Origin of the sequence: Massilia pseudoviolaceinigra, from assembly GCF_030846505.1 — a bacterium.
Lineage (GTDB): Bacteria > Pseudomonadota > Gammaproteobacteria > Burkholderiales > Burkholderiaceae_D > Telluria_A > Telluria_A violaceinigra.
Genome location: NZ_JAVCWL010000007.1, coordinates 1 through 24173, shown reverse-complemented (window position 1 = coordinate 24173; position 24173 = coordinate 1). Strand labels below are relative to the sequence as shown.

Below are 24173 nucleotides of genomic sequence, written 5' to 3'. Positions count from 1 at the left end.
AGCCGCCCCACAGGAGAAATCATGAGTTTCATTATGAAGATCGCGCTTAGCGCGGTATCGCTGGCGTTGATGTCCGCGCCGGTCATGGCACAGCCGGCAGCCGGCGCTTCCGTCCAGGTCGCCGCGGCGCCGTTGCCGGCACCTCAGTTCGATGCCAAAGGGATTGCCCGCACCGAAACCGTGCGCAGTCAATTCGACAATAAAAGAGAGGCGATCCAGGTCCGGGTCGACTTCGCGCCAGGCGCCTCGTTTCCGAAGCACTCGCACCCGGGTGTGGAAATTGCGTATGTGCTGAGCGGTTCGATCGAGTATGAATTGAACGGCAAGACGGTGCGTCTGCAGGCCGGCGAATCGATTTACATTCCGGCCGGTGCGGTGCACTCGGCAAAGAATACCGGAACCGGCATCACGTCCGAGCTGGCCACCTATCTGGTGGAAAAAAATCAGCCGATCGTGATTCTCGACAAATAAGCAGCGGGCGCATCGCTTGCCGGTCGACTCCTTCCGGACGCATGGCGCGGACGCTTTGCTCTCAACGCCATCGAGGACCCGCGCGCGCGCGTCAGGTGCTCAGATCGGTATCGTCCCAGTCATCCTCTGGTGCCAGCGCCCACGTGAGGGAGTGGCGGCGTTCGTGAACGGCGCCGCCATGCATGACTGGGTCGAAACCCGCGGGCACGGTGGCGCCACCCAGTTGGGCACTTCGGACTGCGTTATGGGCGCAGTAGAATTTGTACTCCATGTAAATCACCTCGCTGGCCGGGCGCAATGAGACGCCCGCCGAGAAATCGGCGGCATTGTCAGCCCAGGCAGGCAGAAAGTCAAACAGCATCGCCTCGATGACTTCATCGGAAATCTGGCTGGCATCGAGTGCCGGCACCGGCTCGAAGCCTGCGATCCATGCCAGTGCCCACATGTTTTCCAGCCTCCACCCGACCGTATCGGCATACAGCGATTGCGACTGCTGGCGCGGCAGATTAATCAGTGCACGTTCGCTTTCCGTCATCGATGCGCGCAAATTGTTGCGCTCGATATAGCCTTGCAGGAGCGCCGTCGCGCCGACATGTTCAGGCATTGCGGCCCAGGCGAATACGGCCTGCAATGCCATCAGCCGCGTGCAGACCTCGTGCGCATCACGCGTACGGACGTCGAGGTCGGGCAGGGGTAAGGACTCGGCCGGCTGAAAGCCGAGTGAGGCCAGTTCGCCAAAAACCCCTTGTTTCAATGCCAGTTGCTGGTTTTTAACCGAGTCAGGCGCTGGCAGGATAGGGGTATATGCCGGCCACCTTGCCTCTGGGTCCCGTTCCGCGACGCCGTACAGCACTCTGCCATGGGCATCGCGCATGGCAGAGGGGGTGAACCATACCGCGTCCAGCGCTTCGGCTATCGCCGACAAAACCGCGTATCGTTCGTCACCGGGTTCGGCATCGGGATCGCAGATCGTGCCCAGTGCGAAACCGAATTTTTCAGTCAGGGCGAGCACCTGTGCCTGTTCCGGCGCTTCCGGAAAGCGCGAGAAATAGCCGCGCATGCCGTTCATCTGAAGCTGCCACCCCGGCCCGCTGTAGTAATCGGGATCGTGGGTGATTCTCAGCTGATTATTCGTCAACCGTCCACCATGTGTGACGACGATTTCGCTCCACGCGTCTTCCGTTCCGACCATCGTGTACAAGGCATTCATTTTCCGCAACACGGCAATGACAAGTGCCGGATTTTTTTTCTCGGCGAAGAGCGCGATGGGTTCAGTTGCCATGGTCGGATGTATCCTTGAGTCGTTAAATTAATTGAAAGCAAATGTAGTGTTCCAGCTGCTAAGCAGGAACGCCCTCGAACCATGCCATCACGGCGTCTTTCGCTTTAAATGATAGAAAGCTCTGGTATCGACAGAATGCTCCCGCGCGGCTTGATACAATCATTTTCTTTCGTGTTTAACCATCAAATATTCCATGAAACTCAACTGGCAAAGTAGCACGACCGTTTCAGCATTGCTCCTGGCCCTGATTTCTTCCATCAACACGGCAAGCGCCTGCACGAAAAACAATCACATCCGCCCTGCGGAAATTGTCTCGGATGAGGTTCATAAGCTCATGAAAGAAAAGAATTATAAGAAACTAGATGAGTTGTACACGAAATATTCGAAGAAGATGGCTAAAACACCCGACGGCGTCTCTGCCCTATCGCCTTTTTTCAGCGGGATCGCGCAAACGTTTAACGTTGCTTGCACAAACCCGAAACGCTCGGACGAGGAGTGGCTGGCCCATCAGGCTTCGTTGTCAGCTTGGCTTGAATCGTCGCCCACGTCGATGGGTGCCAAACTGGCGCTCGCTTTTTTCGCTGCCGATTATGCGTGGTACGCACGCGGATCCGGCTACTCCTCGACAGTCAGCGACGCATCGCAGAAAATATTCGAGCAGCGTATGGCTTCGGCGAAACGGCAACTCGATAAGCTGGCCGGCCCCGGCAAAAATAATCCAGCCTGGTATGAGGGAATGCTGACGGTTGGTTTAGCCCAGGGATGGGCGCCCGCCAAATTCGACGCCATGTATAACAAAGCGGCCAAGGTTGATCCCTATTACCTCGATATTCACTACACAAACATCGCATTCCATGACGCGAAATGGTATGGATCCGATCAGGAAGTGCTCAGCGCGATCAACCGGGCTGCGCAGCTGACCAAGGCGCGCCTCGGAGACACCATGTACACACGTCTTCACTGGACCATAGCGCAATCGCCGGACATGTTCGAGACAGGGGGCGCCAACTGGACAAGAATGAAGGCAGGCTTCGAGGATTATCTTCGCCTGTATTCCGACACAAGGACCAGAAACAATTACGCTCTGTACGCATGCATGGCTGAAGACAAACCCACCCTCAGAGAGCAACTGGCCCTGTTGGGAAACGATCTCGATCCGAAAAAATGGAGCAACGATTATCAATACGCATATTGCACCGCGTATGCCAAGTTGAGCGGACTCGACCAGAAACCGGCGTGCTTCACGCGTGCGGACACAGGTGCCTATTTCTGTAAGTGAGCCAGAGGGTGGCCAGGTCCGTGGGTCTGGCACGTGCCCCCGACGGCAGCCTGATGGTGGCGACGTGGGGCGCCAACAGCGCGTTTCACATTCGTCGACCCTGATGTGGCACCAAAGGTCAAATCCGTGGTGGTGCCGTGATCGTACTGCTTACCGGTTTGCTGGACTTGCCACCTGATCAGTGCCAGGGCCGAAGCGTTTCAACTCGTACTCGAGCGCCTCTAATGACGAGGCCAGCGCATCCTCATTCGCCGACCACCATCCTTGCTGCTTGCACTCGCCAAGGATGCGATGCGATTGCAAAATAAATGAATCGATAAACGGCCTGGCCGCAGCTTCGCCTGTCGCCGTTTCGAAGCCGCTCGATATTCCGTTCACGGCCCGGAACTCAAATGTTGCGGCGGATGTTTTCAGCACTTTCACCGCATAATCTCCTTCCATGAAAGGCACGGTCACGGTGCAACGATCGTTAACCGACAAGCGCAGCAGTGCCTGGGCCCACCATCCCAAGATGGTGACCACAAAATCGTCCCACCCCTCCGTCGGAAATGCAACGCCTCCGATGTTGAGGAAGAGGACCCCTGTAGCTGACCCATTTGGCCGCGTCTTCACCGTCGATGGATCGGTCGTCAAAAAGGTGTCGATGATCATATTTCAGTTTGTCCTGACAGTTCTTTGTCTGACTTTATTGAGTGTGCACACGAGTGCGCTCACTGAATAGAGCTAATAAAGTTGGCCGGGTTTTTCCAGGCTAAGCTCTTGATTCTACAGGTAGCGAAGTTTTCGGCAAGTTGGTCGAGGAGGCAGCAGCCCGGTTCCAGAACCTTGCCGCGACGAGCGCGCGGCTGTCATTGCTGGCAGAGCTGGACCCGGAAATAACAGCGCCCCTTTTCGGGGCGCCATGTTGGGTGAACAGATGGAGAGAAAATGCTTCCTCTCCAGCTCTGGATTACCTGCGATAGACGCGGACGTAGTCGACCTGCATCCGGTTCGGGAACACGGTGGATGCATCCGGGCTGCCAGGCCAGTTGCCGCCGACGGCCAGGTTAAACAGCAGGAAGTACGGCGCATGGAACTCCGACGTGCCGTTGATGCCGCCGGCGATATTGACTTCGTGGAACTTGTTACCGTCCACGTACCAGCGGATCACGGAGGCATCCCACTCCACGGCATACACGTGGAACTGCGAGAAGTCCAGGTTGCCCGATGGGCCGCCATAATTGGCATACGCGTTGTTATGATCCGACCAGTGGATGGTGCCGTGGGTAACCGCTTCGGAATTGACGTGCTCCATGATGTCGATTTCACCGCTTGCGGGCCAGCCCACACTGCTGATGGAGTTACCCAGCATCCAGAAAGCCGGCCAGGTGCCCTTGCCGGTCGGGATCTTCATGCGCGCTTCCATCCGCCCGTACTGCCAGCTGGCCTTGTTCTGGGTGGTAATGCGGCCCGAGGTGTACTGCTTGCCCATATAGGCTTCCTTGCGCGCCTCGATGACCAGTTCGCCGCCGCTGACACGGATGTTTTCCGGACGTGCGGTGTAGTACTGCAGCTCGTTGTTGCCGCCGCCATTTCCGTTGACCTCGATGTTCCACTTCGAGGTGTCCAGTGAGGTGCCGTTGAACTCGTCGGCCCAGGCCAGCGTCCAGCCGCCAGGTGGCGGAGGCGTTGTGCCGCAGCTGGCGCCGGCGATACTGATCCAGTTCAGGTTGAAGCCCGCGCTGCTGACGAACGTGCCGAGGTTGTAGGTACCGGCATTCACGTTAATCGTGCGCTGCACGGTGGTCCAGTTCTGCCAGCCGCCGGTGGCGGGGACCGAGGTGGTGCCCAGCGGGATCGTGCCTCCGTTGAGGTCGGCCGAAATCACGCCGCCGGCGGAAGGGGCCGCGACACGGTAGGCAATGGTATAGGCGCCGCTGGTAGGGAAGGTGACGTTGTTGTGTGCCAGCCATTCGCCGTTGGCAGTCCAGGCAACGTTATACCCTCCGCCGGCATCGGTGGTGGCTTCAATATCGACGTTGTCGGTGCGGTGCTGGTTACCTGTATTGCCGGCAGTGGTGTCGAACGCGTTGGCATAGTCTTCAGCCTGGAGCGTGCAGACGGCGGCGACGTTGGAGCTGGAACCAGCCGCACTACCTGTCTGCGCCAGGGATATGGGCGTTTTCCCGCCATCGCCGCTGTCGCCCGACGTGTTACCGCCACAGCCGGCCATAGTGCCGCCAGCCAATAATGATGCCAGCACGACGTTAATCGTCTTCATCTTCATGTTGAAAGTCTCCGAAGTTATCGTTAGGGTTTTACGTTCGGGCAACAACCACTTCCCAGCGGCGTTATCAGCGATAACGATGTTGATGGAAGCGTTTCCACTGCGATTGAGTATCCTGCACATTGGTCGTATTGTCAAAACCCACACAAGCCTGACGTGAGTTTCGGCCCGGTTCTGTCGGGTTTACGCCAATGTTTCTTAGCGTCATTAAGCGCTCCGCACGCAATCGACTACCCCAGCAAGCGCAAGCAGCCCGGCAATGAACCCAAAGCTCCCGTTGATCTTCCTGCCCGGAGCATCATCGCCTCCCATGTGAATTTTGCATAAGCATTGTCGTTACAAGCTGTTCATGGGAACATTGCGCCATGCGACGGTCGGAATTCCCGGGCCGTAAGGAAAAAACGACGTGAACACCAGACACCTGCTCTTCGCATTTGCCGCACTGCTCCCGCTCGCCCCCCATGGCGCGGCGCAAGAGTCGCCGACCTTGCGAAAAATCGCGGAAACGGGCGTCATCAGCATTGGCTTTCGCGACAAATCGATCCCGTTTTCCTATCTCGACAAGCAGCAGCGGCCGACCGGTTATTCGATCGAACTGTGCTATCGCATCGTCGACGCCATCCGCACCCGGCTCAAGGCGCCCGGCCTGGAAGTGATGCTGCGCCCGGTCACCTCCGCCAACCGCAACGCGTTCATGGTCAACGGCATCGTCGACATCGAATGCGGCTCGACCACCAACACGCTCGAGCGGCAAAAGGAGCTGGCGTTTTCGGTGACGACCTTCGTCGCGGCCACCAGCCTGGTAGCGAAAAAGACGGCCCACATCGATTCGCTGCAAGCGCTCAAGGGCTCGACCGTCGTGTCGACGGCCGGCACCACGGCCATCCACGCGCTGGGGGAAACCGCCCAGGCACAGGGGCTCGACCTGCACATCATTCCGGGCCGGGATCACGCCGAAGCGTTTTCGATGGTCGAGGCCGGCCGCGCGGTCGCGTTCGTGATGGACGATGTGCTTCTGCACGGGCTGGTCGCCGCCGCCAAGGACCGGAGCATCTATGCCATCGCCGCCACCGATTTGCCGGTGCAGCCGTACGGGATCGTCGTGCGCAAGGGCGACCCCGAATTCAAGAAACTGGTGGACGAAGCCATCGTCGCGCTGTTCAAGTCCGGCGAAGTGCAGCAGATCTACCGCAAGTGGTTCGCGCCGCTGCAGCTACCGATGAGCCCAGCGCTGAAAAAGGCGATTGCCGCCCCCACCGATTCGGGCGACCCGGCCGCCTACCGGTGAAGCAGGGAATTGGCGCGGTCTACCGCGCCCCTGCGCAACGAGCCTGCCTTGCAAGGCAGGCTTCCTTCGCCCGTTATCATAGGACTAATCCTCAAACAGACTTTTCGCCTTCCCGCAGCAGGCAAAACGCGTCATGAACAATGGCGTCGCCTGCAAAAAACCACCGTCCCTTTAGGAGATCGCATGCTTCACAAAAATCCCGCGCAATCGATGATCGCGCTGTTCGGCCTCCTGTTCTGCATGGCCTCGGCCACGCAGGCGCAACAAGCCGCGCCCAAACTGCCCAACGTGACCATCCTGGCCACCGGCGGCACCATCGCCGGCTCCGGCGCCACCAGCACCACCACGGTCGGCTACACCGCCGCCACGGTAGGCGTGCAGCGCCTGATCGCGGCGGTGCCCGAACTGGCCAAGGTGGCCAACGTCAGCGGCGAACAGACGTTCCAGATCGCCAGCGAGAACATGACCAACGAGCACTGGCTCACGCTGGCCAAGCGCGTCAACGTGCTGCTGGCCCAATCGAACGTGGACGGCATCGTCATCACGCACGGCACCGACACGCTGGAAGAAACGGCTTACTTCCTGAACCTGGTGGTCAAGAGCCGCAAGCCGGTGGTGCTGGTGGGCGCGATGCGGCCATCGACCGCGATCTCGGCCGACGGCCCGATCAATTTGTACAATTCGGTGATGCTGGCGGCCAGCCCCGAGGCGGTCGGCAAGGGCGTACTGGTGGCGATGAACGACCAGATCCAGTCGGCGCGCGACGTGGCCAAGGTCAATACCTCGACGCTGGACTCTTTCCGCACGTCGGAACTGGGCCTGCTCGGTTATATCCAGGGCAGCAAGCCATTCTTCTATCGCCAGCAAATGCGCAAGCACACCACCGAGAGCGAATTCGACATCAGCGCGCTGCAGGTGCTGCCGCAAGTGGACATCGTATATGGCTATGCGAACGTCGGACCGGTAGCGGTCGATGCGCTCATGGCCGCTGGCGCCAAGGGCATCATCCACGCAGGCGTGGGCGACGGCAGCCTGGCCGCCAGGGTCAAGCCGGCACTGGTTGCCGCGCGTGCCAAGGGGGCGGTCGTGGTGCGGGCCAGCCGCGTGGGCCAGGGCATCTTGGCGCGCAACGGCGAAGCCAATGACGACGAGCTGGACTTCGTGGTGGCCGACACCTTGAGTGCGCAGAAGGCGCGCATCCTGCTGATGCTGGCGCTGACCAAGACCAGCAGCACCAAGGAGATTCAGCGGATGTTCTATACCTACTAAGTTCTGCCTGGGCAGCCTGCCCTGCAAGGCAGGCCCCTACCCAGGCGGCTAGAGCGCGCCGCCCGGCACCGGCCGGAAGTCGTCGATGACGATGCCGTGCCGGTGCAGCTTGTCGTACAAGGTCTTCTTGCCGATGCCGAGCGCATCGCAGATCGCTTGCGGGCGTCCGCCGTACTGCTTGAGCGCCTGTTCCACCAGGGTCTTTTCGACCATGTCCATCTGCTGCGCCAGCGTCATCGGGGCCGCGGCCGTATCGGCGGCGCCCGGGTGCATCCCCGGCAGTCCCAGCACGAAACGGTCGGCCGCGTTGCGCAGTTCGCGCACGTTGCCGGGCCAGTCGCCGGCCATCAGCTTGAGCATGTCGTGTGCGGCCAGGGCCGGGGCCTCGCGCCCGTAGCGCAGCGCCGCCTGCAGCGAAAAATGTTCGAACAGGATCGGAATATCCTCGCGCCGTTCGCGCAGCGGCGGCAGTTCGAGCACGGCGACGTTGAGCCGGTAATACAGGTCGCTGCGAAACTTCTGCTGCGCGCTCAGTTCCTTCAGGTCGCTCTTGGTGGCGGCGACGATCCTGAAGTCGACCGGTACGCCCTGGTTCGAGCCGAGCCGTTCGATCTTGCGTTCCTGGAGCGCGCGCAGCAGCTTGACCTGGAGCGCCATCGGCATGCTTTCAATTTCATCGAGCAGCAAGGTGCCGCCGTCGGCATGCTCGATCTTGCCCACCCGGCGCTTGCTGGCGCTGGTGAACGCGCCCGCTTCATGCCCGAAGATCTCGCTCTCGAACAGGCTTTCGGGCAGGCCGCCGCAATTGATCGCGACGAAGTTGGCCTTGCTGCGTTTGCTGTGCTCGTGCAGGCAACGCGCCACCACTTCCTTGCCGGTGCCGGTTTCGCCGAACACCAGCACGTCGGCCGGCGTATCGGCCAGGTTCAGTATCTGGCGCCGCAGTTCGCGTATCGCCGGCGAGTTGCCGAGCAAGGTCGCCTCGATCCCGCGCCGATCCTGCAGCTGGCGCTGCAGCGTGTCCACTTCAAGGCGCAGCGCGCGTTTTTCCATGGCACGCGACGCCACCTCGACCAGGCGCTCCATCGCGAAGGGCTTCTCGATGAAGTCGTAGGCGCCGCAGCGCATTGCCTCGACCGCCATCGACACGTCGCCATGGCCGGTCACCATGATGACCGGGATGGTGGCGTCGAACGCGCACACGCGGCGCAACAGTTCGAATCCGTCCATGCCGGGCAGGCGCACGTCGCTGATGACGATGCCGGCAAAGCTGCTGCGCAGTTGCCCTAGCGCGTCCTCGGCCGACTCGAACGGCGCCACGTGGAACCCGGCCAGCTCCAGCGTTTCGGTGACGCTGCTGCGCACGGCCAGGTCGTCTTCGACGAACACGATGGTGAAACCTTCATACATGACTTGTTTCCTCTACTAGTGGCAGGTCCAGTTCGAAGGCGGCACCGCCTTGACAATTCGACGCGCGCAAGGCGCCGCCGAAGTCGCGCACGATGTCGGCCGAAATGGCAAGGCCGAGTCCCAGTCCCTGGCCCGGCAGCTTGGTGCTGAAAAACGGCTCGAACAGGCGCGCCATCACGGCTTGCGGAATGCCGGCGCCGCTGTCGCTGACCTGGATGTGCGCGCGTCCGTCTGCACTCCACAGGCGGATGGCCAGGTTCTTGACCGGCGCGTCGAGCATGGCGTCGAGCGCGTTGGCGCACAGGTTGATCAGCACTTGTTCGAGCCGGTTGGCGTCGCACATGGCGCGCACCGACGGCGCCAGGTCCAGCTGCACGCATGCGTGTTCGGTGCGGATCCGGTTCTCCAGCAGCTGCAAGGTATTGTCGACCGCCTTGGACAGGGTCAGTGGGGCCATGGCCAGGGGCGTCTTGCGCGAGAAGGATTTGAGCTGCTCGGTCAGGCGGCCCATGCGTTCAGTCAGGTCGCTGACCGAGCGCAGGTTCTTTTCCACGCGCGCCAGGTCGCCGCGCTTGAGCAGCAGCTGGGCATTGAAGGAAAGCGAGCGTAGCGCGGTGAGCGGCTGGCTGATTTCGTGCGTGATACCGGCCGACATCTGGCCGAGCAGAGCGAGTTTGCTGGCGTGTAGCAGGTCGTCCTGGGAAGCGCGCAGCACCTGTTCGGCGTGTTCGCGTTCGCCGATCTGGTGCAGCAGTTCGCGGTTCATCGCATGCAATGCGGCGGTGCGGTCGGCCACGCGCAGTTCCAATTCGTCGTGCGCGCGCTGCAGCGCTTCGCGCGCCTGCAGGCGGCTTTCTATCGCGCGCCGGCGCATCGCCACGAACATCGCGAGCAAACCGAGGAACCCGGCCAACAGGCCAGCGGCCACGGCGTTTTGCCCGGCCTGCAGCTTGACCGGGGCGGCATTGGTGAGCGTGAGCAGGCGCCAGCCCTGGCGCGCCATCGGCCGGCTCTGGCTTGCGTAGCGGGTCGATGGCGCGGCCGGATTGAGCGCGCGCCACGCGACGACAGGCTTGCCCTGGTCGATGGCCTGGAGGTCGGCCTTGCGGTTGCGCCACTGGGGCGCGGACGAGAGAACGATCATGCCGTCGGCGTCGAGCACCATGAAAAAATCGTTGTGCGGCTGCGCGGCCGCCGCGACCCAGGTCGACTCGATCGGGTCGAGGCTGATCTTGACCACCACCACGCCGAGCACCTGGCCGCCTTGCAGCACTTGCTGCGCGAAATAATACTCGGGCGAGTTGCGCGCCGCCGCGCGCGAAAAATAGCGCGCAGGCCCGCCCTGCATGGCGCCGGAAAAATACGGCAGGGCTGCCAGATCCATGCCGACGCTGGTCTCCGGCTGGTACCAGTTGCTGGCCGCCCGCACCAGGCCCGCCGTGTCGAGCACGAAGATGGCGAGCGAGCCGGCGCGCGCGTTCAGGCTGGTCAGGCGCTTGTTGGCGCGCTCGTCCAGGCCGGCGCCGGCCGGGTTCCTCAGCAGGGCATGGACGTCATGATCGAGGGCGACGATGCCGGGCAGGTATTCATGCCGGCCCAGTTCGCTTTCGAGGGCCGCCGCGTACAGGTCGAGCTGCTGCGCCTGGACCTCGCCAAGCTGCGCATAGCCGCGCCGTTCGCTCCACGCATACACGAAGGCGACGGCGGCGCTCAGGCCGATGATCGCGGCCCATGCCGCGACTGTGCCCGCGGAGCGGGAAACGGCAAATTGTCGGAACGCCTGCAATGCTCACCTCGGCGCGTGTGGTTAGTGTTGGCGCGGTCCGGCAAGGGGAGGCGACTGCGTTCTATCTTACCCCAGAACATTCTTCCAGATATTAATTTCGGCAATAGCCAACAGGGCGGGTTTCTAAATCCACACGCCGGAAAACGGGTTTGTGTGGAATACCGCACGCGCTCAGCTTTCGGCGTTTCCCGATGATTGAAAATATCCATTCCAATCAAGGCGCTGGGGCGCTTCTCGCCATATTTACATTGCTGGCATGCAAACTGCTATGCATAGGAGGTAGGGATGGAAACACATGCCGAATAATCGGCAGTGCAATGGGTGACGGTCAATCGCGCCGGCCCATTAAAAAATAAATATAAGCGGGAGACAGCAATGGACATGAAATGGGTCGAAGACTTTCTTTGCCTGGCCGATACGCGAAGCTTTTCGCGTTCCGCCAGCGAGCGGCACTCCAGCCAGCCGGCATTCAGCCGGCGCATCCGGTCGCTTGAAACCTGGCTCGGCGCCACGCTTGTGGACCGCAGCTGCAACCCTCCCTCGCTTACGCCGGCAGGCCACGTATTCCGCGGCCATGCACTCGGCATCATGCAACAGGTCCACAAGGCCAAGCATATCCTGCGGCACGCTTCGGATTATCCCGGCGGCGCCATTTAGATTACTCCCCATCGCGGCAATTCACCTGTTCCATGCACCGCGTGGAATGGAGCGGTATTGCCGATCAAATATAAAAAACGTTAAACAACAGAGGAAACGAATGAATAAGATCATTATCGCGATCATGGCATCGAGCCTGGTTCCGGCGGCCGCCATGGCGCAGTCGGCGGTTACCGTGTATGGCGTGGCCGACGTCGGATTGGTGCGCGAAACGGGCGGCGCGGCGGGCAGCGTCAACACGATCAACAGCGGTGTCGCCTCCGGTTCGCGGCTGGGCTTCAAAGGCAATGAAGACCTCGGCGGCGGCGTCAACGCCTACTTCGTCCTGGAACACGGCGTCAATATCGATACCGGCAGCTCGGCCCAGGGCGGCCTGCTGTTCGGACGCCAGGCATTCCTGGGCGTGTCCAGCAAGCTCGGTGCGGTCAGCTTCGGGCGCCAGTATTCGCCGTACTATCGCGCCATGCGCGACGTCGTCGATCCGTTCTGCGACGGTTTGGCCGGCCAGGCGGGCAACATCACGGTCTCGAACGCCCGCCTCGACAACATGGCCGGCTACGCCTCGCCGACACTGCATGGCTTTTCGGCGGAACTGGCCGTGGGCGTCGGTGAAGTGCCGGACAATTCGGCCGCCAGGCGCGCCTACAGCACGGTGCTGTCGTATACGGCCAAGAGCCTGGCCGTCTCGCTGGGCTGGCATCAGCAGCAAAATGCGCTGGCCACCGACAGCAGCGCCAATACGCTGCTCGGCGCCAAATACAACTGGGGCGTGGCCGAAGGGCACCTGGGCTACGCGCGCAACAAGGGCCTGGGCGGTGCGCGCAGCGAAGACGCGATCGTCGGCGTGAGCGTGCCTTTCGGCGCGCACAAGGCGTACGCCTCGTATGTCCGCCATGACGACACCACGCACGCCAACCGCGACGCTTCCCAATGGGCGCTCGGCTACACCTATGCACTGTCCAAACGCACCGACGTGTACGCGGCCTATGCGCGCATCGGCAACCGCAATGGCGCCACCTTCAAGGTCGGCAACGCCACCACGGATGGCACCGGCAACACCGGGGCAAACCTGGGCATGCGCCACACCTTCTGATCCTGTTGAATTCCCCCCGGCCGCCGGGCGGCCGGATTATCGCTTTGTGCCTTCTTCACCCCTTTGGAGTTATCCGACATGAATTACGCAAAATCTCTCGTTGTACTGCTCAGTGCAACCCTGTTCGGCGCCGCCGCGCAGGCGCAGGAGCCGACCGGCACGCTGGCCAAGATCAAGAAAAGCGGCGTCATCACGCTGGGCGTGCGTGACGGTTCCATTCCCTTTTCCTACCTGGACGACAAGCAGCAGTACCAGGGCTATTCGATCGACCTGTGCATGAAGGTGGTCGCCGCCCTGCGAAAGCAGCCGGGCCTGGCCTCCTTGAAGGTGGCGATGAATCCGGTGACCTCGGCCAACCGCATCCCGCTGATGGCCAACGGGACGATCGACCTCGAATGCGGCTCGACCACCAACAACCTGGAGCGCCAGCAGCAGGTCGCCTTCGCCCCGACCATGTTCGTGGTCGCCAACCGCCTGCTGGCCAAAAAAACGTCGAACATCCATACGCTGGCCGACATGAAGGGCAAGACCTTGGTGGCCACGGCCGGCACCTCGACCCTGAAGCAGATGACGATCCTCAACCGCGAGCAAAACCTGGGCATGACCATCGTCGTCGGCAAGGACCATCCCGAATCGTTCCTGATGGTCGAGACCGGGCGCGCCGCGGCCGAGGCCAACGACGACATCCTGCTGGCGTCGCAACGCGCCAACGCCAAGCGGCCGGACGACTACCAGATTACGGCCGACGCGCTGTCGGTCGAGCCGTACGGGATCATGCTGCGCAAGGACGACCCGGCCTTCAAGAAGGCGGTCGACGACGCCCTCATCGCCTATTACAAGTCGGGCGACGACGTGTATCGCCTGTACCAGAAGTGGTTCCTGTCGCCGATTCCGCCAAAGGGCATCAACCTGCGCTTCCCGATGCCGCCGGAGCTGATCAACGTACTCGCCAAGCCGACCGATTCGCCCGACCCGGCCGTGTATGCGGTGGTGCCGGACGCGCAAAAAGCGGCCTCCAAAAAGCGTTAATTTTTCTGTAGCCCAGCCTGGAACAATACGATGAACTATCACTGGAACTGGCGCATCTTCTGGGAGATTGCGCCCGATGGTGCCGGCACTTATCTCGACACCTTATTCTCGGGCTTGATGTGGACCTTGGCCACCGCGCTGACGGCCTGGATCATGGCGCTGGCGCTCGGCCTTGTGGTCGGCACCGTGCGCACCATACCGAACAAATGGCTGGTACGCCTGGCCAACGGCTATGTCGAACTTTTTCGCAATGTGCCGCTGCTGGTGCAGATGTTCCTGTGGTATTTCGTCGCTCCCGACGTGCTGCCGCAAGCCTTCGGCGACTGGATCAAGGCCCTGCCCAACGCGCCGTTCGTCACGGCGGTGCTGTGCCTGGGCACGTTTACCTCGGCACGGGTGGCGGTACAGGTTTCGGCCGGCATCGCCGCCTTGCCGAGCGGGCAAAAAATGGCCGGCACCGCGCTCGGCCTGACGCTGGCGCAGACCTACCGCTACGTGCTGCTGCCGATGGCATCGCGCGTGATCCTGCCGCCGCTAACCAGCGAGTTCCTCAACATCATCAAGAACAGCTCGGTGGCCTTGACCATCGGCCTGATGGAACTGACTGCGAGCGCTCGTGCGATCCAGGAGTTTTCGTTCCAGGTATTCGAGGCCTTCAGCGCCGCGACGCTGGTCTACGTGCTGGTCAACGCCGTGGTCGTTTTCATCATGCACCGGATCGAGAAGAAAGTGGCGATTCCCGGCTTTATCGTCGCCGGCGGCGCGGCGGGGGGACACTGAGATGGCGCTCGACTTCGATTTCGACGTGATCGCCCGCTCGTGGGTCTATCTGTTCCAGACCGGGATGGTCTTCACGCTCAAGCTGACCGTGCTGGCCATGACCGGCGGGATCGTCCTCGGTACGCTGCTGGCGCTGATGCGCCTGTCCAGCATCCGCGCGGTGTCGCTGCTGGCGTCCGGCTACGTCAACCTGGTGCGCTCGATCCCCCTGGTGCTGGTGATCTTCTGGTTCTACTTCCTGGTGCCGTATATCGCCGCCTGGATCATCGGCGCCAACGAGCCGGTACAGGTGGGCGCTTTCACGTCCGCGCTGATCACCTTCATCATGTTCGAGGCGGCCTACTACTGCGAGATCATGCGCAGCGGGATCGGCTCGATCCCGCGCGGCCAGGTATGGGCAGGGCGGGCGCTGGGCATGACCTACTGGCAGACCATGAGCCACGTGGTGCTGCCGCAGGCGTTTCGCAACATGATTCCCCTGCTGCTGACGCAGACGATCGTCCTGTTCCAGGACGTGTCGCTGGTGTACGTGCTGTCGATTCCCGATTTTGTCGGCGCCGCCAGCAAGGTCGCCCAGCGCGACGGCCGCCTGGTCGAGATGTACAGCTTCGTGGCGCTGGTGTATCTGGTCCTGGGCCTGGGGCTGTCGTCCCTGGTGCGCCGCCTGCAGCAGCGCGTGGCGATCATCCGCTAGCGCTTTTCAATTGGAGAAGAAGAATGATAGAACTTAACAATATCAGCAAATGGTACGGCAAGTTCCAGGTGCTCACCGAGTGCACCACGCGGGTCGGCAAAGGCGATGTGATGGTCATCTGCGGCCCGTCGGGTTCGGGCAAGTCGACCCTGATCAAGACCGTCAACGGCCTTGAGCCGTTCCAGAAGGGAGGCATCAGGGTGGACGGAGTGGAGGTGGGCGACCCGAAAACCAACCTGTCCAAGCTGCGCGCGCGGATCGGCATGGTGTTCCAGAATTTCGAGCTGTTCCCGCATTTGTCGATCCGGGAAAACCTGACCATCGGGCAGATCAAGGTGCTGGGGCGCAGCGCCGACGAGGCCAACGCCAAGGGCCTGAAGTACCTGGACCGGGTCGGCCTGCTGGCGCAGCAGGATAAATTTCCGGGCCAGCTGTCGGGCGGCCAGCAGCAGCGCGTGGCCATTGCCAGGGCCTTGGCGATGGATCCGATCGCGATGCTGTTCGACGAGCCCACCTCCGCGCTCGACCCCGAAATGATCAACGAAGTGCTCGACGTGATGGTCGGCCTGGCGCAGGAGGGGATGACGATGATGGTCGTCACCCACGAAATGGGTTTCGCCAAACGGGTGGCCAACCGCATCGTCTTCATGGACCAGGGGAAGATCATCGAGGACTGCACCAAGGACGAATTCTTCGGCACCCGGCGCTCGGACCGCGCGGCCGACTTCCTGGCCAAGATCATCCACTAAAAGACACCACCTTCAAACTACAACAACGGAGCCGCCGCATGACACGCCAGCACGACATTCCATCCTACCTCGTCCCCAAGGAAAACAACCCCTGGAGCGTTTATCTCGAACAGATCGACCGCGTGACACCGCACCTTGGCGCACTGGCGCGCTGGGTCGAAACGCTCAAGCGGCCCAAGCGCATCCTGGTGGTCGACGTACCGATCGAGCGCGACGATGGCAGCATCGCCCACTTCGAGGGCTACCGGGTACAGCACAACATGTCGCGCGGCCCCGGCAAGGGCGGCGTGCGCTTCCACCAGGACGTGACGCTGTCGGAAGTGATGGCGCTGTCGGCATGGATGACGGTCAAGAACGCCGCCGTCAATGTGCCGTACGGCGGCGCCAAGGGCGGGATCCGGGTCGACCCGAGGACGCTGTCGCAGGGCGAACTGCAGCGCATGACGCGCCGTTATACCAGCGAGATCGGCATCATCATCGGGCCGAACAAGGACATTCCGGCGCCGGACGTGAACACCAACGAGCAGACCATGGCGTGGATGATGGATACCTACTCGATGAACCAGGGCAGCACGGCGACCGGCGTGGTGACGGGCAAGCCGATTTCGCTGGGCGGCAGCCTGGGACGGCGCGACGCCACCGGGCGCGGCGTGTACGTCGCCGGCTGCGAGGCTGCCATCAAGTGCGGCATGCAGATCGAGGGCGCCAGGGTCGCGGTACAGGGCTTCGGCAATGTGGGCGGGATCGCCGCCCGCCTGTTTTCGGAGGCCGGCGCGCTGGTGGTGGCGGTGCAGGACCACGGCGGCACGATCGTGCATGACGGCGGCCTGGACGTGGAAGCCTTGCTGGCGCATGTGGCGCAGACGGGCAGCGTGGTGGGCTTTGCCGGCGCCGAGGACAGTATTGCGCCAGAGCGCTTCTGGAGCGTCGATTGCGACATCCTGATTCCGGCCGCGCTGGAGCAGCAGATCACCAGGGAGAACGCCGGCCAGATTCGCGCGCGCATCATCCTTGAGGGCGCCAACGGACCGACCACGCCGGAGGCCGACGATATCCTGCGCGAGAACGGCGTGCTGGTGGTGCCGGACGTGATCGCCAACGCGGGCGGTGTCACGGTCAGCTACTTTGAATGGGTGCAGGACTTCTCGAGCTTTTTCTGGAGCGAGGAAGACATCAACGCCCGCCTGACGCGCATCATGCGCGATGCGTTCGCGGCCATCTGGCAGGTGGCGCAGGACAAGGACGTGTCGCTGAGGACGGCCGCCTTCGTCGTTGCGTGCACGCGCGTGCTGCAGGCGCGCGAGGTGCGCGGCTTGTATCCGTGATGGCCTGAGGGGGCAGTCTGCGGCAGCGCGGCCATGTATCTGCATGCCGTGGCGCCGCGCGTGGCCTGGATGGTGGAAATAAGGGGGACTGGCAAGCTCAGCTTGCCAAAACCGTGACGATCCAAAACCTCACTGACGCGGGAAGTGCTCCAGGAGCACTTCCCTTTGTTTTAGAAGCTGACGCCGCCAGTGACGTAGAACTGACGCCCCAACGGACTCGCATAGCGCGCGTCGAATCCCGCCTGATTTCCGCCGCCCGCAGTACGAATGCTGAGAGGTGGTTCTGCATCAAACACATTACGAATGCCCAGGGAAATGCCCAGGTTAGCGTATTGTTTCAGCTGAATTCGCGTTTGCCAGTCAACGGTCGTAAACGCTTTGACGTCACGTGTGAGACCGGTGAACCCGACCGGCAAGGTGCCGTCATCGTTGACCAGCTTTAACGCGTTGTCGTCCGCCGTCAACACCTGGTCGTGATAACCGGAGCGGAAATTGATCGCCAAGGTGTTGGTGTAGGTATCAAGACTGGCCCAGCTGGCCGACAGCCGCGAAACAATGCGCGCGGTGACGTTGTTGTATGCATCAAACCGGCCAACGCTGCTTTCCGTGGGAGATCCAGGCACGTCGACCTCGGATTTCAACATGTAGGTTCCGTTCCACTTGAAGTCGAACTTGCCCACGCCGGTTTTCATTGAATACGAGTTGTCCCAGTCAATCCCGCGGTATCGCGCCGCGGCCAGGTTAAATGTCGGAAGAAGTGTGACCAGCTTGTTGGCGCCGATACCCTGGTCATAGACGACGGAGAAATTATTGTTGAATTTGACCGGATCTGCGAAGGGAAACTGTTCCGGAAGGGTGGTGAGCTGATCCTTCATGCTCACCGACCACAAATCCAGTCCGAGCGACAGGCTCTTGACCGGATCGAATCGAACACCAACTGCGAATTGCTCAGACGTCTCAGGCCGCAACCCGCTTGCTCCGGAGAGGTTATTTCCACCCGTGAGCAAGTACTGCTGCGTCGTTCCCGTACAGTACGCCGCGCGAGGATCCGGGGCTTTGACAGGGCAAGCATAAGCCCCGGAAGTATTGCCGGCCTGAACGGTCGGCGACGCGATCGAGTCCATGCTCGCCACCTTGAAGCCCGTCCCGTACGATCCCCTGAACAGCAAATTCTCGACGGGAGTGAAGCGGAAAGCGAGTTTGTAGGTTGCCTTCTTGTTGGCATTGCCCTGTTCCGCTGGAGGCAGAAGCTTCCCGTCCGATGGATCGAAGACCATGCTGTTTTTCACGGCCGAATACGCATCGTAGCGGGCCGCGGCCGTCACTTCCAAGGTCTTATGCAATGGAGTCATCCACTCGGCTGAAGCGCCCCAGTTGTTGCGCTTGGCCGCGACAGGCAGGTGATCCGCCGAGTCACCCAAAGGGGTGTCCGTAAAATTGGGCTGTTGCGCGTTCGCCCCTTGCGAGATTGGACTCGGCATGGAATTGTAACGTTGCTGCGAATAGTCACCGCTGAGCGCCAACTGGGAAGTACCGCCAGGTGCGTCGAACAATGCGTGGCTGAGCGTCCCGCTCACCCTGTCCAGTTTTACTTCGGTCTTGTTTTCGTTGGTATGCAGAATTGCCGGCGCCAGGACTGCAGACGAACTACCCGATGGACCGAACGGATTGAACTGACCGGAAGCGACAATGTCGTTATAGGCATTCTTGCTCAGGAAGCCGCCCACAAAATTGGATTCCTGACTATTCTCGGAGTGTGTAAACGATGCCGAGTAATCGAAGCCGTTCTTCATGCCTGAAGCGCCAAAGGCCAGATGCTTTGCATCTGTAATATAGTCCCTGGTCCGGCCTCCGGCGTCCGTGAACCGGATATTCATCGAGGCGGATGCCACGTCGCCTGGCGACACGCCAATCTTACCAAGATACGGCACCACTTCATTGGCATAGAGAGCCCCGGTCAACGGCAGACTCAGGCGCTGAGCGGCGGGCGCATAGCGCGCCGTCTGCTTGTATTTTGAGAGCACAAGCTCACCAAAAATATTCAGCTCAGGATTGAGCTTCATGTTGAAAGACGAGAAGAGACTGTCCCGCTCAGACTTCGGAACCAGCTGAACAGTCCCCGCGTAGTCGTACCAGCACGACTTGTCATCTGCCGTGCCAACAAATGCGGTGTCAGGAGCGCAGGCGCCGGTTTTATAGTAATCAGGCGAAAATATCTTCACCGTGTTGTCCTTGAGGCTCAACGTGGCCGACGCCGGTGCGGTATTGGCCGCCAGAAGGTAAGTGGAATACGTCTTTCCGTTTTCGTTAAAACGCCTCAGTCCGGTTTTTGCGAAATCACGATCCTTCGCATTGAGTTCACGTTGAGCGTCATGCGCGTACGTCACCAGGAAATTGTAGCCATCCTTGTCGAGGTCCCCGAACCCTTTGGACATCGAGAAATTGGAGTTTCCGCCACCTTTTTTTCCTGGCCGATTCACGCCAGCATCAAAGCGAAAATCCTGCTGGTTTTTCTTGAGAATGAAATTGATGACGCCCGCAATGGCATCGGACCCGTATAAGGTCGAAGCACCGTCAGTCAGAATTTCCACGCGCTCGACCGCGCTCATTGGAATGCTGGCAAGGTTGACGGCGCTGCCCGATCCGTAGGACGCGATCCGGCGGCCATTGAGCAATACCAGCGTATAAGCGGCTCCGATGCTGTGGATTGAGGCGTTTTGAACACCGCCGCCGCCGCCGTTGACGGACTCCGAGGCAGTGGTAAAGCCCTGCATTGATGAGAGCGACTGAACGAGCTCTTCAACGCTTTTAGCGCCAGTTTTTTGAATATCTGCCGCGCTCAGAAATTGAACTGGCAGCGCCCCTTCCTTGGCGATGCGTTTGATCGCCGAGCCAGTGATTTCCACTCGCTGTATTCCTGCCTCCTGAGCGTTAGCGCTCAGGGAAAATGCAGTACTGCCGCCGATCAGACCTGTCATACATAGAAGTCGTATCGCTGCACAAATCGATTTCTCTTTCACGCGTGTCTCCCCAACATTTGGTTAGTTGATTCCTGGGTTTGTCCGGCTATGTCCATCGGTATTTGGTGAACGGCATGCCGGGCTTATAGGTCTATGCAACATGCATATTTCGATCTCAAGCCGTTGGTCCACTTGTGCCAAGTAGCGTCGCGAATTGCGTGCTTTAAGCCGACTGGAACGCGCCATATCTGATGCATGCCGAAGCCATGGTTACGAAAATTGCTTCGGCGAATGTAGACTAACCAGTTTGACCATTTGTATCTATGCGTCTTTCGCCCTGTTCAGGCGCATAACGTACATAACTTTCCGAGTCGGGAAGTGAGCGGTCTACTAACGTTGCCGCCGTCGTGCTCCCTTCGGCTTTAAGGCACGTCGAATAACCCGTGATTTTGCGGTTGCCAGGGAGCGGGGCGTTTGAATGTGGCCGGCATTGCGCGAGCGGCGCTGTTCTCCGGCCTCTTTTCCACGCTGCGTTGCTCAAATTTGGCGGCCCGGATGGACCTCGGGCGTTAGAACGCCTCGACACCGGCCGCCTTCAAGTAGACGATGCGCTGCAAGTTGTAAGCAGCGACCTCTCAGTTCAGGAGCAGCGTGGCGCGCGCCAGGCCAATGGAGCGCAACGTCTTGCCGTCCATCTGGGTGAGGCCCGCGAACACGTGTTCGACGCGTGCCCCAAGGAAAACAATCTCTGCAGCGTTTACCTCGAACAGATCGACCGCGTGACGCCGCAGCTTGGTGAGCTCGCGCGCTGGGTCGAGACGCACAAGCGGCCCAAGCGCATCCTGGTCGTCGACGACCCCGAACTTGTCTTTCGAGTTCGATTCCCCGGCATTCCTCCCATTTCCGGGCACCGGCACTCCCTGGGCTTTTAGATTTCGTCGCCAAGAATAGAGGGGCTGTTCCGAGATACCATGCTCCCGAGCCAGTTGCGAAACCAGCTTGTTCGTTGGCGGCAGCATTTGCCGCCAAATCGCTTGCTTGCGCTCCACTGAATAGTGCTTCACTGCCTGCCTTTGCTCCGCCCCCGATACGATTATGAAAAATTAGATGACGCCACAACTCTCCTCAAACAGGGGTTATTGCCACCCTAGAAATATGGTATCGTAAATTTACGTTGGACCCAGCGGCGACAGCAAGCCGACAGTTCGGCCAATTTGTTCGACGCGCCGGCCCTTCAGTTCCGAATGGGGCTTTACTGAACGTACATGGGAGCATGAACTTGAATCAGCAAAGCAACAATAAATTTGAGCCGGATGCTGAAGGGAAAGAAAGCCATCATTCCTTATCCGAAATTATGATGGTCGGTCAAATTATCGATAACCGCTTTAAAATTACTTCCGGGCCTAATAGTGGTGGCATGTCGGCAGTGTATTGCGCAGATGATCTCGATTACGGCGGAAGCCGGGCGGTGAAGATATCCCTTCCAACGTCCGATCATAACTTGTCAAAACTATCATTTGAGCGTGAAGAACGTGCACTTCGTGATCTTGCCCATAAAAACATTGCTCAATACGTCGAATCGGGTGTTTCCAATGGAATTTATTACTTAGCAATAGAGTGGTTGGCCGGTGGCTCATTGGCTGAGAAGATTTTGCAGAAAGGACCGGTACCGTGGGTTGAATTTTATGAAAAAACGGGTCGCCCGCTATTAGAAGCACTGGCCTACGCACATCGGCGAAATTGGGCGCACCGCGACTTGAAACCACAAAATATTCTTTATAATTCAGATGACACCCCAAAGATAATCGATTTTGGCATAGCTCGAGACGTGACTCAGTCACAACTAAATCAGACATTTTTCAGATCGGGTTCTCCTCCATACACGCCGCCAGAGCCTGATGATAGTTATCAGTCCACTAGACGAGACGTGTTTTCTTGGGCAGCAATCGCGGTTTCTTGTCTCACTGGCGAGGTTTATAAGGATTACGAATCGTTGAATAGCGCGCTGGACAGGCTGGGGAATAAAAGCGTTCCTAAGGCACATTTAACAGCAGCCCTCAGCCTGAAAGTGTCCTCACGCCAAGAAGGTGCAAACATATTGTTGGCAGATATGGACGAGTACCACCTATCTGTTCTTGCTGCATCCACAAAACAAATCTCAATCTATATCCAACCGCCGTCAGAAAATATTAAACGCGAATTGATCGAATACTATGCCAGCCTGCCACCAGCGGAGGTGGCGAATTTTATCGAAAGTGATTTTAATTCTGTTTGGGCAGCGGCCTACGAGGAAAAAGAGAATGCTCTTACAATTATAGGGGCAACTATCCGAGCAGTGTGTCGAGTTGAAGAAGCGGCACTTCGGCTACTAAAGTTAACTGTTCAGAGTCCGCAAAGGGCAATTGAATTACGTGAGACGCTTTCCTCCGTGCCTTCAGTTAAGTTCGTATGTGGTGTAGATAGCGACTTTAAATTAGCGCGAACGAACATCCGTGCGTTACTCACGCGAATTGAAATCAGCGACGAGGTTTCTGCAGTACGGTCTGAAGAGAAAAGGAAAAATTATTGGTTCGATTGTTGGTCGGATTTTTTGCGCGAGAAAGAACGAATCTATAGGACTAAGCAACTCGGCATTCGGGCAACGCATGTCGCTTCTGACGGCGAGAATTATGTTGCGAATGTTGAGGGGGAAATTGACCGTGATCAACTTGGTGAATCGCTTGTGGTCCAGACCGGCACTGGTAAGCCACTAATATTTTCGGTTGTTGATCTGATTGCAGATCAGATGATTCTCTCTTTGCGTTTAGGGGCCCGCTCGGATGTGCCCCGTCGAAATGTCTTGTTTGAAACAAACTTTGAAGCGGAAAGAAAATCAATCCAAAAACAACGGACCGCTCTAGATGATATACGCACCGGAGGGGCGGTACATCCACAGCTACGTGATTTCTTATCGTCGCCTGAAACTGTGGAAGCAGCGTCTATGTCTGGCGGGATATTTCCAGAATTTCTTAGTGAGGACAAGCGGCAAGTGTTAGACAAAGCACTTAGCGTACAAAATATTCTGGCGGTAAATGGCCCTCCAGGAACTGGTAAAACCACCTTAATCGCAGAGCTTATAGGTGCTTACCTTGGAAGGTTTCCAAATAGCAGAATTTTGCTATCATCACAGACCCATGTAGCATTAGATAATATCATCGTGAAACTAGTCGACAAAGGTCTCTCTGAACACATTGTCCGAGTGGTTTCGAGTGGTTCGGAAAACGTACATAAGGTTCATAAGGCCGCGGAAGCTTTGACACTTGAGTATAAGGTGAGAGAGTGGTGCATAAAGGCCGAGCGACTGTCTGAAGAGTTCGTCGAAACGTACGCGCAGAAAGCAGGAATGAATTCCTATGACTTGAAAGCAGAGTTGCTCGGGAAATCGTTCTGCAAGACCGTCGATCAATTGAATGCTTTAACCTTAGAGCGCAAGAAAATTCATACGCGAAGCGCGGAAATTGACGAGCAACGCGAAGCAACTATTGATAAAGGGTTTATCCCCGACCGCGAAGAGCTGCTAGTTAAAACTCAGAATATTGTTCTGGATATCGAAGCTTTAAACGAGGCTATTGACTCTGCGGAGGCTCGACTTTCGCGCTTAAAAATTACGCTAAATAAAATGGACGGATTAGGCGATCTTTTCGAATCGGCAGCAGAGTCTGAGTTGACAGAACTACTCAACGGGCTTGTCAAGGCTGAAGAAGGGCGTGATGCTATTCTTCCGATTATTCAACTTCATCTCGACTGGATCAATCGACTTGGCTCCGAGCGTTCGTTTCATAGCGCCGTGCTTAAA

The 24173-nt window shown here is 59.2% G+C and carries 18 protein-coding genes and 1 pseudogene; 12 read left to right on the top strand and 7 right to left on the bottom strand.

The features are described from left to right. The first annotated feature begins 21 nt into the window (after positions 1-21). Positions 22-471 (top strand): cupin domain-containing protein, encoded by a 450-nt coding sequence (locus tag RBA40_RS08445; protein ID WP_306647504.1) that lies wholly within the window; start codon positions 22-24, stop codon positions 469-471. A gap of 91 nt (positions 472-562) precedes the next feature. Here RBA40_RS08445 and RBA40_RS08440 read toward each other — a convergent pair whose 3' ends face one another. Next, complete coding sequence (locus tag RBA40_RS08440) at positions 563-1753, bottom strand: DUF4272 domain-containing protein (protein ID WP_306647503.1); 1191 nt, start codon at positions 1751-1753, stop codon at positions 563-565. A gap of 193 nt (positions 1754-1946) precedes the next feature. Here RBA40_RS08440 and RBA40_RS08435 point away from each other — a divergent pair, with 193 nt between their 5' ends. Beyond that, positions 1947-3032: a DUF4034 domain-containing protein gene (locus RBA40_RS08435; RefSeq protein WP_306647501.1), complete on the top strand. Its 1086-nt coding sequence runs from the start codon at positions 1947-1949 to the stop codon at positions 3030-3032. Between the two features lie 150 nt (positions 3033-3182). Here the strand turns inward: RBA40_RS08435 and RBA40_RS08430 are convergent, their stop codons facing one another. After that, positions 3183-3683 carry a hypothetical protein gene (locus RBA40_RS08430; protein WP_306647499.1) on the bottom strand — a complete coding sequence of 167 codons (501 nt, stop codon included), beginning with the start codon at positions 3681-3683 and terminating at the stop codon, positions 3183-3185. Between the two features lie 298 nt (positions 3684-3981). Continuing rightward, the gene (locus tag RBA40_RS08425) at positions 3982-5298 is read right to left on the bottom strand and encodes a carbohydrate-binding protein (protein WP_306647497.1); all 1317 of its coding nucleotides are present in this window, start codon (positions 5296-5298) and stop codon (positions 3982-3984) included. A 406-nt stretch (positions 5299-5704) separates the two neighbouring features. On the opposite strand from RBA40_RS08425, the gene RBA40_RS08420 reads away from it, so the two are divergent. Then, positions 5705-6586, top strand: a complete 882-nt coding sequence (locus RBA40_RS08420; RefSeq protein WP_306647495.1) for an amino acid ABC transporter substrate-binding protein — start codon at positions 5705-5707, stop codon at positions 6584-6586. 183 nt (positions 6587-6769) lie between these two features. Beyond that, entirely contained in the window at positions 6770-7855 is a 1086-nt protein-coding gene (locus RBA40_RS08415) for a type II asparaginase (protein WP_306647493.1), read from the top strand. Positions 7856-7903: 48 nt separating this feature from the next. Here RBA40_RS08415 and RBA40_RS08410 read toward each other — a convergent pair whose 3' ends face one another. Beyond that, positions 7904-9265: a sigma-54-dependent transcriptional regulator gene (locus RBA40_RS08410; protein ID WP_306647491.1), complete on the bottom strand. Its 1362-nt coding sequence runs from the start codon at positions 9263-9265 to the stop codon at positions 7904-7906. Next, a complete protein-coding gene (locus RBA40_RS08405) occupies positions 9258-11051 on the bottom strand; it encodes a sensor histidine kinase (RefSeq protein ID WP_306647489.1) in 1794 nt (597 codons plus the stop codon). The genes RBA40_RS08410 and RBA40_RS08405 overlap by 8 nt, the downstream gene beginning before the upstream one ends. A 381-nt stretch (positions 11052-11432) precedes the next feature. Between RBA40_RS08405 and RBA40_RS08400 the strand changes: the two genes are divergently transcribed. From RBA40_RS08400 to RBA40_RS08370, 7 genes are all read left to right on the top strand, one after another. After that, a complete protein-coding gene (locus RBA40_RS08400) occupies positions 11433-11708 on the top strand; it encodes a LysR family transcriptional regulator (protein WP_187362455.1) in 276 nt (91 codons plus the stop codon). A gap of 100 nt (positions 11709-11808) precedes the next feature. After that, positions 11809-12801 (top strand): porin, encoded by a 993-nt coding sequence (locus RBA40_RS08395; protein ID WP_306647488.1) that lies wholly within the window; start codon positions 11809-11811, stop codon positions 12799-12801. A gap of 78 nt (positions 12802-12879) precedes the next feature. Further along, complete coding sequence (locus RBA40_RS08390) at positions 12880-13830, top strand: transporter substrate-binding domain-containing protein (protein WP_306647487.1); 951 nt, start codon at positions 12880-12882, stop codon at positions 13828-13830. A 30-nt stretch (positions 13831-13860) separates the two neighbouring features. After that, positions 13861-14610 carry an amino acid ABC transporter permease gene (locus RBA40_RS08385; protein WP_306647485.1) on the top strand — a complete coding sequence of 250 codons (750 nt, stop codon included), beginning with the start codon at positions 13861-13863 and terminating at the stop codon, positions 14608-14610. Position 14611: 1 nt separating this feature from the next. Next, positions 14612-15304 (top strand): amino acid ABC transporter permease, encoded by a 693-nt coding sequence (locus RBA40_RS08380; RefSeq protein WP_099873273.1) that lies wholly within the window; start codon positions 14612-14614, stop codon positions 15302-15304. Positions 15305-15327: 23 nt separating this feature from the next. Continuing rightward, positions 15328-16053, top strand: coding sequence for an amino acid ABC transporter ATP-binding protein (locus RBA40_RS08375; protein ID WP_306647484.1), 726 nt, complete (start codon positions 15328-15330; stop codon positions 16051-16053). 38 nt (positions 16054-16091) lie between these two features. Then, on the top strand, positions 16092-17378 hold the full coding sequence (locus RBA40_RS08370; RefSeq protein ID WP_306647482.1) for a Glu/Leu/Phe/Val family dehydrogenase: 1287 nt from the start codon (positions 16092-16094) through the stop codon (positions 17376-17378). Between the two features lie 170 nt (positions 17379-17548). Here RBA40_RS08370 and RBA40_RS08365 read toward each other — a convergent pair whose 3' ends face one another. Together RBA40_RS08365 and RBA40_RS08360 are read right to left on the bottom strand one after the other, a co-directional pair. Further along, complete coding sequence (locus tag RBA40_RS08365) at positions 17549-20398, bottom strand: TonB-dependent receptor domain-containing protein (protein ID WP_306647480.1); 2850 nt, start codon at positions 20396-20398, stop codon at positions 17549-17551. 791 nt (positions 20399-21189) lie between these two features. Continuing rightward, positions 21190-21402 (bottom strand): annotated as a pseudogene (locus tag RBA40_RS08360) (transposase); the annotation flags it as partial. 215 nt (positions 21403-21617) lie between these two features. On the opposite strand from RBA40_RS08360, the gene RBA40_RS08355 reads away from it, so the two are divergent. Beyond that, positions 21618-24173, top strand: a 2556-nt coding sequence (locus RBA40_RS08355) for a protein kinase domain-containing protein (protein ID WP_306647479.1), incomplete at its 3' end; no start/stop codon positions are given.